At 66.3% G+C, this 15,293-nt stretch carries 15 protein-coding genes; 9 read left to right on the forward strand and 6 right to left on the reverse strand.

The window, feature by feature from the left end; all coding sequences use genetic code 11:
• On the forward strand, window positions 1–257 hold a 257-nt coding region (locus VMR06_RS14285; protein WP_325377445.1), incomplete at its 5' end, for a hypothetical protein.
• Window positions 254–1,162, forward strand: coding sequence for a complex I NDUFA9 subunit family protein (locus VMR06_RS14290; protein WP_325377447.1), 909 nt, complete (start codon window positions 254–256; stop codon window positions 1,160–1,162). The genes VMR06_RS14285 and VMR06_RS14290, both read left to right, overlap by 4 nt.
• A gap of 147 nt (window positions 1,163–1,309) precedes the next feature.
• On the opposite strand, the gene VMR06_RS14295 is transcribed toward VMR06_RS14290, so the two are convergent.
• The gene (locus VMR06_RS14295) at window positions 1,310–2,719 is read right to left on the reverse strand and encodes a hypothetical protein (RefSeq protein WP_325377449.1); all 1,410 of its coding nucleotides are present in this window, start codon (window positions 2,717–2,719) and stop codon (window positions 1,310–1,312) included.
• 146 nt (window positions 2,720–2,865) lie between these two features.
• Between VMR06_RS14295 and VMR06_RS14300 the strand changes: the two genes are divergently transcribed.
• Window positions 2,866–5,322, forward strand: coding sequence for a S9 family peptidase (locus VMR06_RS14300; RefSeq protein ID WP_325377450.1), 2,457 nt, complete (start codon window positions 2,866–2,868; stop codon window positions 5,320–5,322).
• A 35-nt stretch (window positions 5,323–5,357) separates the two neighbouring features.
• Here VMR06_RS14300 and VMR06_RS14305 read toward each other — a convergent pair whose 3' ends face one another.
• Window positions 5,358–5,510 carry a hypothetical protein gene (locus VMR06_RS14305; protein WP_325377452.1) on the reverse strand — a complete coding sequence of 51 codons (153 nt, stop codon included), beginning with the start codon at window positions 5,508–5,510 and terminating at the stop codon, window positions 5,358–5,360.
• A 179-nt stretch (window positions 5,511–5,689) separates the two neighbouring features.
• Here VMR06_RS14305 and VMR06_RS14310 point away from each other — a divergent pair, with 179 nt between their 5' ends.
• The 5 genes from VMR06_RS14310 (at window position 5,690) to VMR06_RS14330 (ending at window position 10,192) form a co-directional block, all read left to right on the forward strand.
• Complete coding sequence (locus VMR06_RS14310) at window positions 5,690–6,028, forward strand: hypothetical protein (RefSeq protein WP_325377454.1); 339 nt, start codon at window positions 5,690–5,692, stop codon at window positions 6,026–6,028.
• A 56-nt stretch (window positions 6,029–6,084) separates the two neighbouring features.
• Window positions 6,085–6,735 carry a hypothetical protein gene (locus tag VMR06_RS14315; RefSeq protein ID WP_325377457.1) on the forward strand — a complete coding sequence of 217 codons (651 nt, stop codon included), beginning with the start codon at window positions 6,085–6,087 and terminating at the stop codon, window positions 6,733–6,735.
• A complete protein-coding gene (locus VMR06_RS14320; protein ID WP_325377459.1) occupies window positions 6,732–7,883 on the forward strand; it encodes an XRE family transcriptional regulator in 1,152 nt (383 codons plus the stop codon). The genes VMR06_RS14315 and VMR06_RS14320 overlap by 4 nt, the downstream gene beginning before the upstream one ends.
• A 141-nt stretch (window positions 7,884–8,024) precedes the next feature.
• Window positions 8,025–8,903, forward strand: coding sequence for an Abi family protein (locus VMR06_RS14325; RefSeq protein ID WP_325377463.1), 879 nt, complete (start codon window positions 8,025–8,027; stop codon window positions 8,901–8,903).
• 20 nt (window positions 8,904–8,923) lie between these two features.
• Complete coding sequence (locus VMR06_RS14330; protein ID WP_325377466.1) at window positions 8,924–10,192, forward strand: HNH endonuclease; 1,269 nt, start codon at window positions 8,924–8,926, stop codon at window positions 10,190–10,192.
• Window positions 10,193–10,281: 89 nt separating this feature from the next.
• On the opposite strand, the gene VMR06_RS14335 is transcribed toward VMR06_RS14330, so the two are convergent.
• From VMR06_RS14335 to VMR06_RS14350, 4 genes are all read right to left on the reverse strand, one after another.
• Window positions 10,282–10,608, reverse strand: coding sequence for a hypothetical protein (locus VMR06_RS14335; RefSeq protein WP_325377469.1), 327 nt, complete (start codon window positions 10,606–10,608; stop codon window positions 10,282–10,284).
• Between the two features lie 246 nt (window positions 10,609–10,854).
• Window positions 10,855–12,516, reverse strand: a complete 1,662-nt coding sequence (gene rho, locus VMR06_RS14340; protein WP_414648147.1) for a transcription termination factor Rho — start codon at window positions 12,514–12,516, stop codon at window positions 10,855–10,857.
• Between the two features lie 242 nt (window positions 12,517–12,758).
• Window positions 12,759–13,085 carry a thioredoxin TrxA gene (trxA, locus tag VMR06_RS14345; protein ID WP_325377473.1) on the reverse strand — a complete coding sequence of 109 codons (327 nt, stop codon included), beginning with the start codon at window positions 13,083–13,085 and terminating at the stop codon, window positions 12,759–12,761.
• A 132-nt stretch (window positions 13,086–13,217) separates the two neighbouring features.
• Entirely contained in the window at window positions 13,218–13,481 is a 264-nt protein-coding gene (locus tag VMR06_RS14350; protein ID WP_325377743.1) for a hypothetical protein, read from the reverse strand.
• Here VMR06_RS14350 and rhlB point away from each other — a divergent pair.
• Window positions 13,425–15,164 carry an ATP-dependent RNA helicase RhlB gene (gene rhlB, locus VMR06_RS14355; protein WP_325377475.1) on the forward strand — a complete coding sequence of 580 codons (1,740 nt, stop codon included), beginning with the start codon at window positions 13,425–13,427 and terminating at the stop codon, window positions 15,162–15,164. The genes VMR06_RS14350 and rhlB overlap by 57 nt on opposite strands.
• The last annotated feature ends 129 nt before the right edge of the window (window positions 15,165–15,293 follow it).

The following is a 15,293-nucleotide window of genomic DNA, read 5'->3' on the forward strand; positions in this document are numbered from 1 at the left end:
CGGCCGACCTGGCCGGCCATCCACGGATTGATGATGTACTCGACCCCGAAATGGGTCGGCGGACACAGCAGCAGGCGGGGCTGGGACATGGCGGCTTCCTCGAGCGTGACGGCGTGAGCAGGCCGCCGCGCCGCGATGCGCGCAGGGTGCGCCGCGGACGCATCGGCCGATGCCTGCGCGGCGTGTCCGGCCGGTGCCGGGCACGCCGCGCGCGGATCGACGATAATCGAACCTCGATGTCAGGCGTTTTGCAATGAAACCACTGACCCTGGTCGTCCTCGGCGGTACCGGCTTCGTCGGCTCGTGTCTGGTGCCGCGCCTGCACGCCGACGGGCACCGCATCGTGCTGCTGTCGCGCAACCGCGAACGGCATCGCGAACTGGCCGTGCTGCCGCGCGTGCGCATCGAGACCGCCGACGTGCACGATCGCGATGTGCTGACCGGCCACCTGCGCGACGCCGACGCCGCGATCAACCTGGTCGGCATCCTCAACGAGCGCGGCGACGACGGCCGCGGCTTCGAGCGCGCCCACGTCGCGCTGACACAGACGCTGATCGAGGCCTGCGCGGCGGCCGGCGTGAGGCGGCTGCTGCAGATGAGCGCGCTGCGCGCCGGCGAAGGCGGCAGCCACTATCTGCGCACGCGCGGCGAGGCCGAGGCCCGTGTGCGCGCCGCGCCGCTGGCGGCGACGATCTTCCGGCCATCGGTGATTTTCGGACCCGGCGACGGCCTGTTCCACCGCTTCGCCGGCCTGCTCGCGCTGACGCCGGTGCTGCCGCTGGCGCGCCCGCACGCGCAGTTCGCGCCGGTCTACGTGCGCGACGTCGCGGAGGCGTTCGCGCGGGCGCTGCAGCGGCCCTCGAGCATCGGCCGCACCTATGCGCTGGTCGGACCCGACCGCATCGCGCTGATCGACCTGGTGCGCTGGACCGCGCGCATGATCGGACGGCGCCGGCTGATCGTGCCGCTGCCCGACGCGCTCGGCCGCTGGCAGGCGAGACTCGGCGAATGGCTGCCCGGCAAGCCGATTTCGCGCGACAACTTCCGCTCGCTGCTGCTCGACTCGGTCAGCGACGAGGACGGCCTGGCCGAGCTCGGCATCCAGGCGATGCCGATGGCGGCGGTGATGCCCAGGCTGCTGGCAGCCGAACGGCGGCGCTGACTGCGTCGCGGCGCGGACGAGGAACACCGAGCGCGCATCGAGCCGCCGCTGCGGCCGGGCCGCCGGCGGGTGGCGATCGCCGACCTGTCGCAATCCTCGAAGCGGCTTCACGCGGACGACGCAGCGGCGCGCCGCGCGGCCGATCCGCTACGGCGTAGCCGCCGGCGCCGGCTGCTCCAGATCGAGCTGGTACGGGGGCGCGAACCAGAACATGATGCGGTGCTCTTCCTGCTTGCCTTCGCGGTGCGCGGCGCTCGGCAGCTGTTCGGGATTCCAGGTCACGCGCAGCTCGTGCCGGCCCGGCGCCAGGCCGCTCAGCGAAACATAGCCCTGCAGGCCGCGCATGCCGAGGTCGCGGCGCTCGGCGGCCAGGAAGTCGGCGATCGCGACCGGCCGGCCGTCGAGGCTGACCTGCCACAGCCGCGCCAGGCAGCCCGGATCGCCCTCGCGCGGCGGCGTGTCGGGCGCGCAGGCCGCGGTGCGCAACGGCGGATTGTCACGGCGTGGCAGGTACGGCAGGAACAGCCGCAGCTGCGAATCGGCCGTGGTGTCGGCCGGGATCAACGGCAGGCGCAGCAGCCTGTCGTGCTCGCCGCGCAGGTTCTCGTAGTAGGCGCTGCGCAGGCCGACCTGCTCCTCCGCCAGGTAGTCGTAGCTGGCGAAAGGCGCGAACTGCCGGGCCAGCGTCAACGGAACCACGCTGACCACGGTGGTGATCATCACCATCGTCGAGAACCCGAAGAAGAACGCGCGTCCGGACAGATTGGTCTGCAGCGACAATTGCACCGGCAGGACCAGCCGCTGCGGCGCGAACAGCCCGAGCACGCGCATCAGGCGCTCGACCAGCGCGGTGCGCCAGGCCGCCGGCGGCCTGGCCGGCGCCGTGCGGCGGCGCAGGCGCTCGGGCAGCAGGTCGAACAGCGCGATCAGGCCGCCGAGTGCGATCAGCGCGCCCATGTAGGTGTAGAACACCGCATTGGCGACCCAGTCCGGCAGCCTGAAGATCTCGCTCAGCAGGATCGTCACGCCGAACAGCAGCGCCATCGTGATCGCGATCCAGATCACCGACAGCACGACCAGGCTGACCAGCGCGAAGATCACCGAGGCGACACGGTCGGCCGCGTCGATCGCGTTGTCGAGATCGACGACGGTGCGCCGGTAGTAGTCGCGCGCGATCGGGCCGCTGTTGCGCAGATGGCTCCAGCGGATGCCGCCCGGGAACGTCGCCTTCAGGCCGATCAGGCCGACCCAGTAGGCGCGTACGGCCAGGTGCAGCAGGAACGCCGAGGCCATCGCGTAGCTCAGACCCGACGCGAACTGGTAGGTCACCGTCAGCACGACGGCGCGCGTTCCCTCGTAGTGCAGCTCGGCGTAGATCCAGCGATCGAACAGCCAGCCCGGCAGCGCGATCAGGCTCAGCAGGCTGATACCGGAGATCAGCAGCTCGAGCTCGTCGGTGCGTTCGCGCAGGCGCTCGAACGCGACGCGCCGCTGCTGGGCGATCTCGCTGGCGCGATCGGCGGCGGCCTGCGCCGAAGCCGGGTCGTTCGGGGTCATCGGAGATTCCGCGCCGGCGGACGATCGAGCCGGCCAAGCGCGCAGTATCGCATCGGCCGCGCCGATCGCTGCCCCTCTGACTTCCGAGGGATGGCCCGGCCGGCATGCCCGGGTATGCTGGCGGTTTTCGCCGCCGGAGACCCGTGATGCGCTGGAGTCCGAATCCGATCGCCTTGATCGCCCTGCTCGCCTTGTCGTGTCTGGCTTGCGGCCCGTCTGGAGCGGTGACGCTCGAACAGGCGATGGCCGACCCGGACTGGATCGGACCGCCGGTCGAGCGCCCGTACTGGAGCGTCGACGGCAGCGCGGTCTACTACCAGCTCAAGCGCGAAGGCTCGGGCATCCGCGATCTGCGCCGCGTGACGCTGGCCGACGGAGCCGACGCCCTGGTCGAGCCGCAGGCGATGGCGGCCGCCGACGGCCCCGAGCCGGTCTTCGACGCGACGCGCAGCTGGGCCGCGTTCGTGCGCAACGGCGACGTGTTCCTGCGCCGCACCGACGGCGGCCGGCTGATCCAGGTCACGCGCACGAACGCGCGCGAGGCCGCGCCGCAGTTCTCGGCTGACGGCCGCCAGCTGCAGTTCCGCGTCGACGACGACTGGTACAGCTACGACATCGCGACCGGCGTGACCGCGCAGGCCGCGGTACTCAAGACCGGCAAGGACCCGGCGCAAAAGAAGCCCGACGACCTCGGCGAGCTGCAGCTGCGCCTGTTCTCGACGCTGCGCAAGGTCAAGGACGACCGCGACGCGCGACGCGAGCACGCCGAGCGCTTCCAGGCCGAAGACCCGACGCGCGCGCCGCTGCCGGTGTTCCTCGGCGAGGAGGCCGAGATCGTCACGACCGCGCTGGCGCCGGATGCGCGCTGGCTGCTGGTCGCCACGCGCGCCAAGGGCTACGACGCCGGCCGCGTCGCCAAGATGCAGACCTGGGTCACCGAGTCGGGCTACGAGGAAGGCGAGGACGAGCGTGTGCGCGTGGGCCGCAATGCGCCGGCGCCGCAGACGCTGTGGCTGGTCGACCTGGGCGCGCGCAGCGTGCGCAAGCTCGGCTACGCCGACCTGCCCGGCATCGGCGACGATCCGCTGGCGGCCGTACGCGAGGAGAATGCCAAGGCCAAGACCGACGCCGCCGGCAACGGCGAGACGGACGCGAACGCCAAGAGCGGCGGCAACGAGAAGAACGGCAAGGGCAAGGACGGCAAGAGCGAGAAGGACGCACCGGCCGAGCGCGCGCTGGAGGTCTCGGGCCTGGCCTGGTCGCGCGACGGCCGCCATGCCGCGGTGCAGCTGCGCAGCATCGACAACAAGGACCGCTGGATCGCGAGCGTGGATCTCGGCGGCGGCCGTCTGGTCGCCGAGCACCGCCTGACCGATCCGGCCTGGATCAACTGGAACTTCAACGAATTCGGCTGGACCGACGACAGCCGCCAGCTGTGGTACCTGTCCGAGGAGAGCGGCTACTCGCAGCTCTACGTCAAGGCGCCCGGCGCCCGGCCCAAGGCGCTGACCGAAGGCCGCTTCGAAGTCTCCTCGCCACGCCTGTCGCCGGACGGCCGCTACTTCTACGTGCGCGCCAACGTCGAGGCGCCGTATGCCTACGACGTCTACCGCGTCGCGACCGGCGGCGGCACGCTCGAGCGGATCAGCCGCTACGGCGGCCTCGACGACTTCACGCTGTCGGCCGACGGCCGCCAGCTGGCGGTGCTGCATTCCTCGACCTACGTGCCGCAGCAGCTGGCCGTGCTGCCGGCCGACGGCAGCGGCACGCCGCGCGAGCTGACCGATACGCGCAAGCCCGACTATCGCGCGCTCAGCTTCGCGTCGATGCGCATCGTCGGCGTGCCCTCGTCCAAGAGCGGGCGGCCGATCTGGTCCAAGCTCTACGTGCCGGCCGACTTCGATCCGTCCAGGCGCTATCCGGCCGTGCTGTTCGTGCACGGCGCCGGCTATCTGCAGAACACTCATCAGGGTTACCCGAACTACTTCCGCGAGCAGCTGTTCCACAATCTGCTGGTCGAGCGCGGCTACGTCGTGCTCGACATGGACTACCGCGCCTCGGAAGGCTACGGCCGCGACTGGCGCACCGCGATCTACCGGCAGATGGGCACGCCCGAGCTCGAGGATCTGATCGACGGCGTCAACTGGCTGGTCGCCGAGCAGGCGGTCGATCCGCAGCGCGTCGGTCTCTACGGCGGCTCCTACGGCGGCTTCATGACGCTGATGGCGATGTTCCGCGCGCCGGAGGTGTTCCATGCCGGCGCGGCCTTGCGGCCGGTCACCGACTGGACCAGCTACAACCACGGCTACACGTCCAACATCCTCAACACGCCGCAGGTCGACGCGATCGCCTACAAGCGCTCCTCGCCGATCGAGTTCGCCGAGGGCCTGCGCGGCCCGCTGCTGATCGCGCACGGCATGATCGACGACAACGTGCTGTTCCAGGACTCGGTGCGCCTGTACCAGCGCCTGATCGAGCTGCGCAAGGACGACTTCGAACTGGCCGGCTATCCGATGGAACGCCACGGCTTCGTCCACGCCGACGCCTGGTACGACGAGTACAAGCGCATCCTCAAGCTGTTCGAGGCGAACCTGCGCCGCTGAGCGGCGCTGCCGCGCGCCCGGCCGATGCCGGGCGGTCAAAGGCGGACATCCGCAAAGCGGCCGCAATGCTTTCCGATCCATTGATCACGAAGACGGACGTGGCCCATCACTTCAAGATCAGCAGGGTCACCTTGAACACCGCGTTGAAGCGCGAGGGTCTGTTCGGTGACGAACTGGATGCGGAGCATTGCCCCCATCAGGCAGCTTCTAGCCACTGATGCCATGGCATTCTGGGCAATGAACCGCTACGCGCTCATGGAGGCAGAGTGAACGACACCGCAGATTGGAAGCTTTTGACTGAAGCGGACACTTGCCGCGAACTGGTCACGCCTACAATCCAGCGGGCCGGATGGAGGGCGCCATCGCCTTGGCAGGCAATGAGAATGACGAAGTCATCGCCTCGCATCGCTATATCACCTGCGTAACCGATTCCGAGCAACTGCAGGGAAGCTTCTTGCTCTACTACCTGCTCAGCCCAGAAGGCTTGGAAAAGGTCGGTGAGGCATCCACCGGCACGGCCGATCGAAACCGCACACTGAGCCTCAAGAAGCTCGTCAAGATTGAAGTGCCAGTACCATCCTTAGCCGCCCAACAAGCTTTCGCGGACCTGCAAACCGCCGTCTTGGCCCTGAAGGCCCGTCACGCTGCGCTCGGAAGGCCAACGCCGTCCTCTTACGGCGACCTTGGAGCGATTTTTCTTAGTTAGGGCTTGTTTGGGAAATATTTCGATGGTAATTTCCGCTTAACGAAATTCGATGAGGCATGCCCGCGGTGACCCGAGAAGCTGAACAGACCATAGTCGATGCCTTGGTAACCCACCTCAATCAGGGCCTTTGCCAAGGTCTCGAGGAGGGCTTGGTCGCAGCTGGCGAAAGGGCGTGGCTGGAAGCCTCGAGGCGGCATGAGGGACATCTCCCGAACGCTTTGGGGCAAGCTCGACACTTCCATTCCAACGAGCAGTTCGCGCTCGCTTTGGGCACAGCAGGGGTGGAGCACAACCCGCTGTGCGGCAACGACATCATCGTGGGGCACGTCGGGCCGCTGCTGCTCGGGCGATTCGCGACCAGCAATCGCAAGTGGAACAACGCTCGGCGCAGCACCCGACGTCTTGATCTCGCCGGCCACAACCAGTGGCTGGAACGCCTTGTCCAGCCGGGCCTGTTTGGCGAGCAAGCTAGGGGAGCGCACATTGCGGTGTTCTTCGTCTCGGTTTTCAGCGGCAATGTCCGGGTACAACCGGAGCGTCCCCTTACTGTGGAGATCGCCGTCATGGATACCGCCTTGTCTGAATGCCTGTTCCGCGAGTCGTTGACGACCTTCCTGGGCCGCTACGCGAAGCCCGCCGATCAGCCCGACCTTGTGCGTGTCCGTCTCAAGGCCGCAGCGAAGAAGCAGCAAGACTCGCAGACATGAAGCGCGGAGTAAGCGGGTTCCGTCCGGAGCGCCTGATCCAGATCCTGGATGCACGTGGGGTGTCGCAAGTGCAGCTTGCGGCCCTTGCGGGCGTGTCGCCAGGCTCGATCAGCAAGTGGCGCAGCGGTCAGCAGGAGCCGACGGCTGATGCGTTGGACAAGGTTGCGCGTGCCGTTGCGGTACGCCCCGAGTGGTTCCTGCGTTCGATGTCCGGATTCGATACAGGGATCAAGCTGTTCAGAAGCAACGCTTCGGCGTTGAAGTCTGCACGCGCTTATATGGCCGTCCGTCACGACTGGTCTAAGGAGCTGGCAGCCGAGTTCGGCGAGATCGTTGAGTATCCGACGGCCAACTTCCCAAGCCGTGAGTATCGCGACCCCAACGAGATCTCCAACGAAGACATTGAGGTCGCTGCGGCGGAGTGCCGGCAGCTCTGGAAGCTGGGCCTTGGCCCGGTGCCGGATGTTGTATTGGCGATTGAGAATGCCGGTGGCGTCGTCGTTCGCGAGGCAACTGACATCGCCAGGATTGAGGGCGTGTCCAGCTGGTGCTCGGTGAACGATCGCCCCTTCGTGTACCTCAACGCTGACAGGGCGAACTGCTTCCGTAGTCGTTTTGATGCGGCGCACGAGCTTGGCCACGTTGTATTACATAGGCATATCCCGCCTAAGGTGGCGCAAGCCAACCACAAGGAAATGGAGCGTCAGGCGCACTGCTTTGCAGGCGCCTTTTTGCTGCCCGGAGAGACGTTCTCGGCCGACGTTCCGAATGTCCCGACGCTGGATACGTTGCTGGCGCTTAAGCTGCGCTGGAAGACCTCGGCCGCTGCCATGCTCATGCGTCTGCGGGCCCTGGAGCTGATCGATGAACAGGCGGAACTGAATCTGTGGAAGCGGCGCTCTGCACGTTTTGGGAACAAAGCGGAACCCTACGATGATGCGCTGACTCCCGAGCAACCGCGCCTCTTGCGTCGTGCGGTGGCATTGATCGTGGAGGAAGGCATCACCCCCCGCGAAACCATTCCGGATCGTGTTGGCTTGGGCGCGGTGGATGTCGAGAGTCTGTCCGGGCTTCCGGAGGGCTATTTCGCCCCGACCAGTGGCCAAGTTGTTGATCTCAATGCAGTTCGGCTGAGGCGAAGCCAATGATCTTCGTTTGGCTGAATGGACTCGGCCGGCAACTTGCCCGGGCCTACGGAATTCCGTACCCTATCCTCAACATACCCGCCACGCTGAGCCCTACTTCGGTAGGTGATGCGCATAACTGGCGGGTTTTTATTGCCTGAAGAAATGCACTACGCGAAGCCTGCGCTCACGTTCGAGCAGCAACTAGATCTGTTGCAGCAGCGCGGATTGACCGTGGCCGACCCCGATCGGGCCCTGCATTGGTTGCGGCATATCAGCTACTACCGCCTCAGTGCCTATTGCCTGCCATTCAAGGACGGCAACACATTCCGCTCTGGCACTAGCTTTGACGATATCGCAGGGCTCTACATCTTCGATCGCAAGCTGCGGTTGCTGGTACTGGATGCAATCGAACGGATCGAAGTGGCCATCAGGACCGCGATCACCTACGAAATCGCTCATGCTTACGGCCCGTTCGGGCATACCGATTCCGGCAACTTCGCCCCCGAGTTCGACCATGCGCGGTTCATGGAGGAACTTGAGGCCGAGGAAAGACGGGCGCAGGAGACCTTTGCTTCCCATTTTCGTGGGAAGTACACAGCAGAACCGCATCTCCCGATCTGGATGGCGGCCGAACTGCTGTCGTTCGGTACGATCTCGAAACTATACAAAACGGGTCTCGCGCCCGCCCTCAAACAGCGCATAGCAGCTGCATATGGCGTCGATGCCCAGTTCCTGGCGAGCTGGATACATTCACTCAGCTATGTGCGCAATGTGTGCGCTCACCACAAGCGTCTTTGGAATCGGCACTTCGGGATCAAGCCACGCTTTCCATCCAGAAGCATCACTTGGCCACATTTGGTACCAGACAACGCGCGTCTCTACAGCACGCTGGTAGTACTGCGGCATATGCTGGCTATCGCTTCGCCACGCTGTCATTGGCGGGATCGTCTATTTGATGTCTTCGACGCGCACCCAGCAGTTTCTCTGGAGGCGATGAAGATTCCGATCGATTGGCGATCTCGCGCCCTTTGGCGAGATTGAGATTGGCTACGGGGGTCTAAATGGATAGCAGAGAGAATGAGGAGTTCACCAGCCTGCTGAGGGGTGCGGTTGGTGAGGCCGAGAAACTGAAATACCGGCCAACGACGTTCAAGAGAATGCTCGACGAGCATGGTGGGTTTGAAACGGTCAACCGGGTCTTGGCTAGTGGCAAGCCATCTGATGGGTTCACGAAGCTCTGGGAGCTGGGCCGTCTCGACCTCACCTGCGAAGCCATCATTGTTGAAACCAAGTGGCGACATCACTTCGACGCCAATCTCTTGGCGAAGGCCGAGAAGCTGCTCGGTGAGATGCGCTATCCATTCAAGCGCTTTGAAGACTCTGTGGCGGATGTGCCTCAGACCAATCGGGTGTCAGAAGAATCTGCGGCCACCGAGAGGCACATCCCAGACTTGGATGGCCTGGCTTCCGAGCCCTTGTCCGGTACCGGCATGCGTATCAACGCCTTCTTCAAAGACGTGTTGAATGCCCCTGTGGCCAACGTGCGCTGGTCGTGGGGGGCGGCCGACGAACGTACGCGCCGTGTCTTTCTCCGGCTCTGGCGGATGGATATCGCCAACTGGGATGGAGGCCAGGTCATTCGTGTGCTTGGCAACCGAAACACTAATCGTCCTGGCTGGAACGAACGGGCCCGGCATCTCGAATTGATCAGAGACGGCTACCAAGCCTATGGCGTTGTCTGCGACAAGGACAGTCCGGAGGCGGGTGTCATTCGTGATTTTGATCGTGACAGCCTCTTGCATCTCGGTCGTGTGGTCGACAGAGATGGGATGGTCTACCTGGAGATCGCCGGGATCGCCCCTGTTTACACCATCGCAGTGCCCGCTGACTCCTCCGGCACACTCATATCGGATCTCCATGACGTTGACGAGGCAGAGGTCAGTGCTACTACACGCGCGGCGTTAGTTGATGCGCGACTCGGGCAAGGGCGGTTTCGCCGCGAGCTTCTGCGGCGCTGGAACGGCGCATGTGCGGTCACTGGCTGTCGCGTGGGGGCCGTGCTGCGTGCGTCCCACTGCAAGCCATGGAGCAGGTCCGAAGACTATGAACGACTGGACTCCAACAACGGACTGATTCTGTCGGCGAATCTGGATGCCCTGTTCGATGCCGGTCTCATCAGCTTTGGTGAAACCGGAAAAATGCTCGTCTCTGACGTACTTTCAACGAGAGAGCAAGACGATCTAGGGCTGCCAGCGCGACTCCTGCGGAATCCGAATGCGAAATTGGCCGCATACCTGCGCTACCACCGGGATCACGTATTTCAGGGATAGCGGCCTGGTGCTTGCTGAAGCGGCTTAGAGTTCAATCCAGTCGATGCAAGACACGAGCATCTGACGGCGAACATTGCGACGCCAGGTCTTCAGGAAGGAGAGGGCCTGATCCAGGGTGATGTCCTTTCCTGAGCGCCTTCGTATGCGATGCAGAACTCCAACAGGGCCAAATGGGTCGTCCACGCCTCGTAGTCGGCCTCGGTGACGCTGGTCAGCGTCTGCCCGCTCCAGCGCAGCAGGTCGAGGACCGAGCCGATGCATTTCTCGACGTAGTCCGGATTCAGATTGCGGTTGGTGCGGCGGTTGCGGTAGGCGTCGAAGCACCGGACCTGAAAAGCGGCGACGGCCGGATCGACCGGTGCCGGGGTGGCGACTGCGATCGCGGCGGATGGGATGGGGAACCGGAGGACGTTCATGCGCTGCGTGCCTGTTGGAGACGGGGAACAGGACTACGGCAACGCGGGCAAACGCTAAGGCCGCCATGCAAACTTTTGCGGCTAACATATTGATTTAAAAAATAAAAGCGGGCGAATCTGAAAGGAAATTTCGCCAGATGAAAGAAACTTCCGCGCACAAAAACCCTGCTGGTGAAAAAGCCTTGTATATCAAGGCCCCAGCAGGGCTTCTTGAGCTGACTACGAAGAGTCAGATCTTTTCTGGGATCAGCGCTTCATCGCGCCGAAGAACTCGTCGTTGGTCTTGGTGTTCTTCATCTTGTCGAGCATGAACTCGATCGCGGCCAGCTCGTCCATCGGATGCAGCAGCTTGCGCAGGATCCAGATCTTCTGCAGCAGGTCCGGATCGATCAGCAGCTCCTCGCGGCGCGTGCCGGAGCGGTTGATGTCGATCGCCGGATAGACGCGCTTCTCGGCGATGCGGCGGTTGAGGTGCACTTCCATGTTGCCGGTGCCCTTGAACTCCTCGTAGATGACCTCGTCCATCTTCGAGCCGGTGTCGATCAGCGCGGTCGCGATGATCGTCAGCGAGCCGCCTTCCTCGACATTGCGCGCGGCACCGAAGAAGCGCTTCGGGCGCTGCAGCGCATTGGCGTCGACGCCGCCGGTCAGCACCTTGCCCGAGCTCGGCACGACGGTGTTGTAGGCGCGCGCCAGACGCGTGATCGAGTCGAGCAGGATCACCACGTCCTTCTTGTGCTCGACCAGGCGCTTGGCGCGCTCGATCACCATCTCGGCGACCTGCACGTGGCGCACCGCCGGCTCGTCGAACGTCGAGGAGATGATCTCGGCGCGTACGCTGCGCTGCATCTCGGTGACTTCTTCCGGGCGCTCGTCGATCAGCAGCATGATCAGGTGCGCGTCCGGATGGTTGTGCACGATCGCCTGCGCGATGTTCTGCAGCATCATCGTCTTGCCGGCCTTGGGCTGCGAGACGATCAGACCGCGCTGGCCGCGGCCGATCGGCGCGACCAGGTCGAGGATGCGGCCGGTGATGTCCTCGCTCGATCCGTTGCCGCGCTCCAGGTGGAACGCCTTGCGCGGGAACAGCGCGGTCAGGTTCTCGAACAGGATCTTGTTCTTCGACGCTTCCGGCGGCTCGCCGTTGATCGTGTCGACCTTGAGCAGCGCGAAGTAGCGCTCGCCTTCCTTCGGCGGGCGTACGCGGCCGGTGACGTAGTCGCCGGTGCGCAGGTTGAAGCGGCGGATCTGCGACGGCGAGACGTAGATGTCGTCGGGGCCGGCGAGATACGAGGCTTCGAAGCCGCGCAGGAAGCCGAAGCCGTCCTGCAGGATCTCGAGCACGCCCTCGTCGTAGATGCCGCCGCCGGCGCGCGCATGCGCCTTGAGGATCAGGAAGATGATGTCCTGCTTACGCGCGCGCGCGACGCCTTCCTGGATGCCGAGCGTCTCGGCCAGCGCCAGCAGTTCGGCCGGCTTCTTGACCTTCAGCTCGTTCAGCGCGATCAGCGGGCCGTTGCCGCCGCCGTTGCGCGACTCGTCGTATTCCTCGTCGAACATCTGCGGATCGCGGTCGCCGCGATTGCGGTTGTGGCGGTTGCGGCGATCGCGGCGTCCGCCCTGGCGGTCGCGCTGATCGCGATTCTGGCCCTGGCCGCCGGGCTGACTGTTGCCATTGCCATTGCCATTGCCGCCACCTTGCGACTGCGCGGAGGACTCATGGCCGCCGTCGGACGGCGCCTGAGGCGCACCCGGCGCATGGTCGGCCGGCGGCGCGGGCGGCGCCGGATCGACGATCAGGTTCGGCTGGGCCGGATCGGCGTTGCGCGGCGCACGCTGGCGCGGCGCGGCGGAACGCGGCTTGTCGGCGGCCTTGTCGCCACCTTCGGGTATATCGTTTTCGGACACGGGCAAACCTCGCTGGGCGCCGTAGCTGGGAAGCAAATCGGAGGGAAGAAACGCGGGGGTGTCGCTGGGGGGAGCGCGATCGCTCCGCACGTGCAGGGGCTACGTTAGCACCGGCCTCGGCGGCCGTCCAGCGCCGGCCGGCGCTGCGGTTCAGCGTTCGCGCCGGACGCGTGCGCGACGCGCCGGCAACGCTTCGGCGTCCGCGGCCGGCCGACGGCGGCGGCCGGCTGCGGATACGCCGATCAGATCGTCTTGTCGATCAGCTGCGCCAGCTGGCTCTTGCTGACGGCGCCGATCTGCGTCGCCTGGACCTTGCCGTCCTTGAAGATCATCAGCGTCGGGATGCCGCGCACGTTGTAGTTGCGCGGCGTCTTCTGGTTTTCGTCGATATTGATCTTGGCGATCTTGAGCCGGCCTTCGTAATTGGCGGCCAGATCGTCGAGGATCGGTGCGATCATCTTGCACGGACCGCACCATTCAGCCCAGAAATCGACGAGGACCGGCTCGGACGACTGCAGGACCTGGCTGTCGAATTGGTCGTCGCTGACGTGGGCAATCAGTTCGCTCACGGGTTTTCTCCAGATAATCGAGGGGGCGCTGCGCGCCGGAGGCCGGGTTCGGCTAAACTTGCGCGCCGGGGCGGCGGACTGACGGGACGAGGGTGCGGATGCACGCCGTCATTTCAGCCCAAACCACCCGCCTCACGCAAGAGCGGCCCGGACGCCGGAAGCGGCGCTGCGCCGCCCGACGCTCGAGGGCCGGAATGCCCCGAAGGCAAGACTCTGCCCCAACCGCGACCGCTCGCGCACCCGGCCGAACCGGGTCAGCACGATCCGCATCACATGAGGGGCGTACGCTCCGTTTGCAAGGGCTTCGAGCCCGCGCGACGCCCCCGGACCGACACTGGAATGCCAGACCAACATCAGCCTCTCACCGACGTCTTCTTCGACAGCTTCGACCTTCATCCTAGCCTGTTGTCCAGCCTGCACGCCGCAGGCTTCACCCGCTGCACGCCGATCCAGGCGCTGACGCTGCCGGTCGCGCTGACCGGACGCGACGTCGCCGGACAGGCGCAGACCGGCACCGGCAAGACCGGCGCCTTCCTGGTCGCCGTGATGAACCGCCTGCTGACGCGCGCGGCCGTCGCCGAGCGCAAGGACGGCGAGCCACGCGCGGTGATCCTCGCGCCGACGCGCGAGCTGGCGATCCAGATCGACAAGGACTTCCGCAACATCGGCCGCAACACCGGACTGCGCTCGGCGCTGATCTACGGCGGCGTCGACTACGACAAGCAGCGCGAACTGCTCAAGGCCGGCTGCGACATCGTGATCGCGACGCCGGGCCGCCTGATCGACTACCTCAAGCAGCACGTGGTCTCGTTCCGCTCGGTCGAAGCGGTCGTGATCGACGAGGCCGACCGCATGTTCGACCTCGGCTTCATCAAGGACATCCGCTTCCTGCTGCGGCGCATGCCGCCGCGCGAGGAGCGCCAGGGCATGCTGTTCTCGGCGACGCTGAGCTACCGCGTGCTGGAACTGGCCTACGAGCACATGAACAGCCCCGAGAAGCTCGCGGCGGAGACCGAATCGGTCACCGCCTCGCGCGTGCGCCAGGTGGTCTACTTCCCGGCGACCGAGGAGAAGATGCCGCTGCTGCTGAATCTGCTCGGCAAGCTCGACGAGCACCGCAGCATCGTCTTCATCAACACCAAGGCGATGGCCGAGCGCGTGACACGCGCGCTGGAGCGCCACGGGCACCGCGTCGCGACGCTGTCGGGCGACGTCCCGCAGGCCAAGCGCGAGCGCCTGCTCGCGCGCTTCCAGAAGGGCGAGATCGAGCTGCTGGTCGCGACCGACGTCGCCGCGCGCGGTCTGCACATCCCGGCGGTCTCGCACGTGTTCAACTACGACCTGCCGCAGGACGCCGAGGACTACGTCCACCGCATCGGCCGTACCGCACGCCTGGGCGCCGAGGGCGACGCGATCAGCTTCGCCTGCGACCTCTACGCGATGGGCCTGCCGGACATCGAGGCCTACATCGGCCAGAAGATCCCGACCGCGGCAGTCGAGCCGGCGCTGCTGATCGTGCCGCCGCCGAAGCCGCGCGCGCCGGGCGCCGTCGCCGCCGACGAGGACGATGCCGCCGACGATGCGCGCAACACCGCCGGACCGCCGCCGAAGAGCGCCGGCGACGGCCGCCGCGGCGGCGCGCGCAGCGGCGAACGTCCACGCAGCCGCAGCGCCGGCAGCGGTGAACGGCGCGGCGAGAGCCGGCCGCCACGCAGCCCGCGGCCGCCGCGCGAGCCGACCGAGCAGCCCGCTGCCGCGGCCGCAGCGCCCCCGGCAGCGGCCGCCAGCGTGCCGGCACCGGCACAGGCACCGTCGACCGACGCCGCTGCGCCCGCGAAGAAGCGCCGCCGCCGTGGCGGCCGCGGACGCACACGTCGCGAGAACGGCGAGGCCGGCACGCTGCCGAACGCGGCCGCCGACGTACGCACGGACACCGCGCCGCGCCGCGAACGCGGACCGCGTCCGACCGAGCCGGCCGCGACGCCGGGCCTGGCCGCCGCTGCCCCGGCAGCCGCACCGGCACCGGCGAAGAAGCCGGGCTTCTTCCGCAGCCTCGCCAAGCTGTTCAGCCGCCACTGACGGCGGCCAGCCGCGGCGCCTGCGCGCCGCACGGCACGGCCCGGTCGCGAGCGGCCGGCGCCTGCGCCGAAGATCGACGTCCCACGAAGCGGGCCGCAGCCCGCTTCGCGAGCGACTCCCGCGCCCCCG

Source organism: Dokdonella sp., from assembly GCF_035511235.1.
Lineage (GTDB): Bacteria > Pseudomonadota > Gammaproteobacteria > Xanthomonadales > Rhodanobacteraceae > Dokdonella.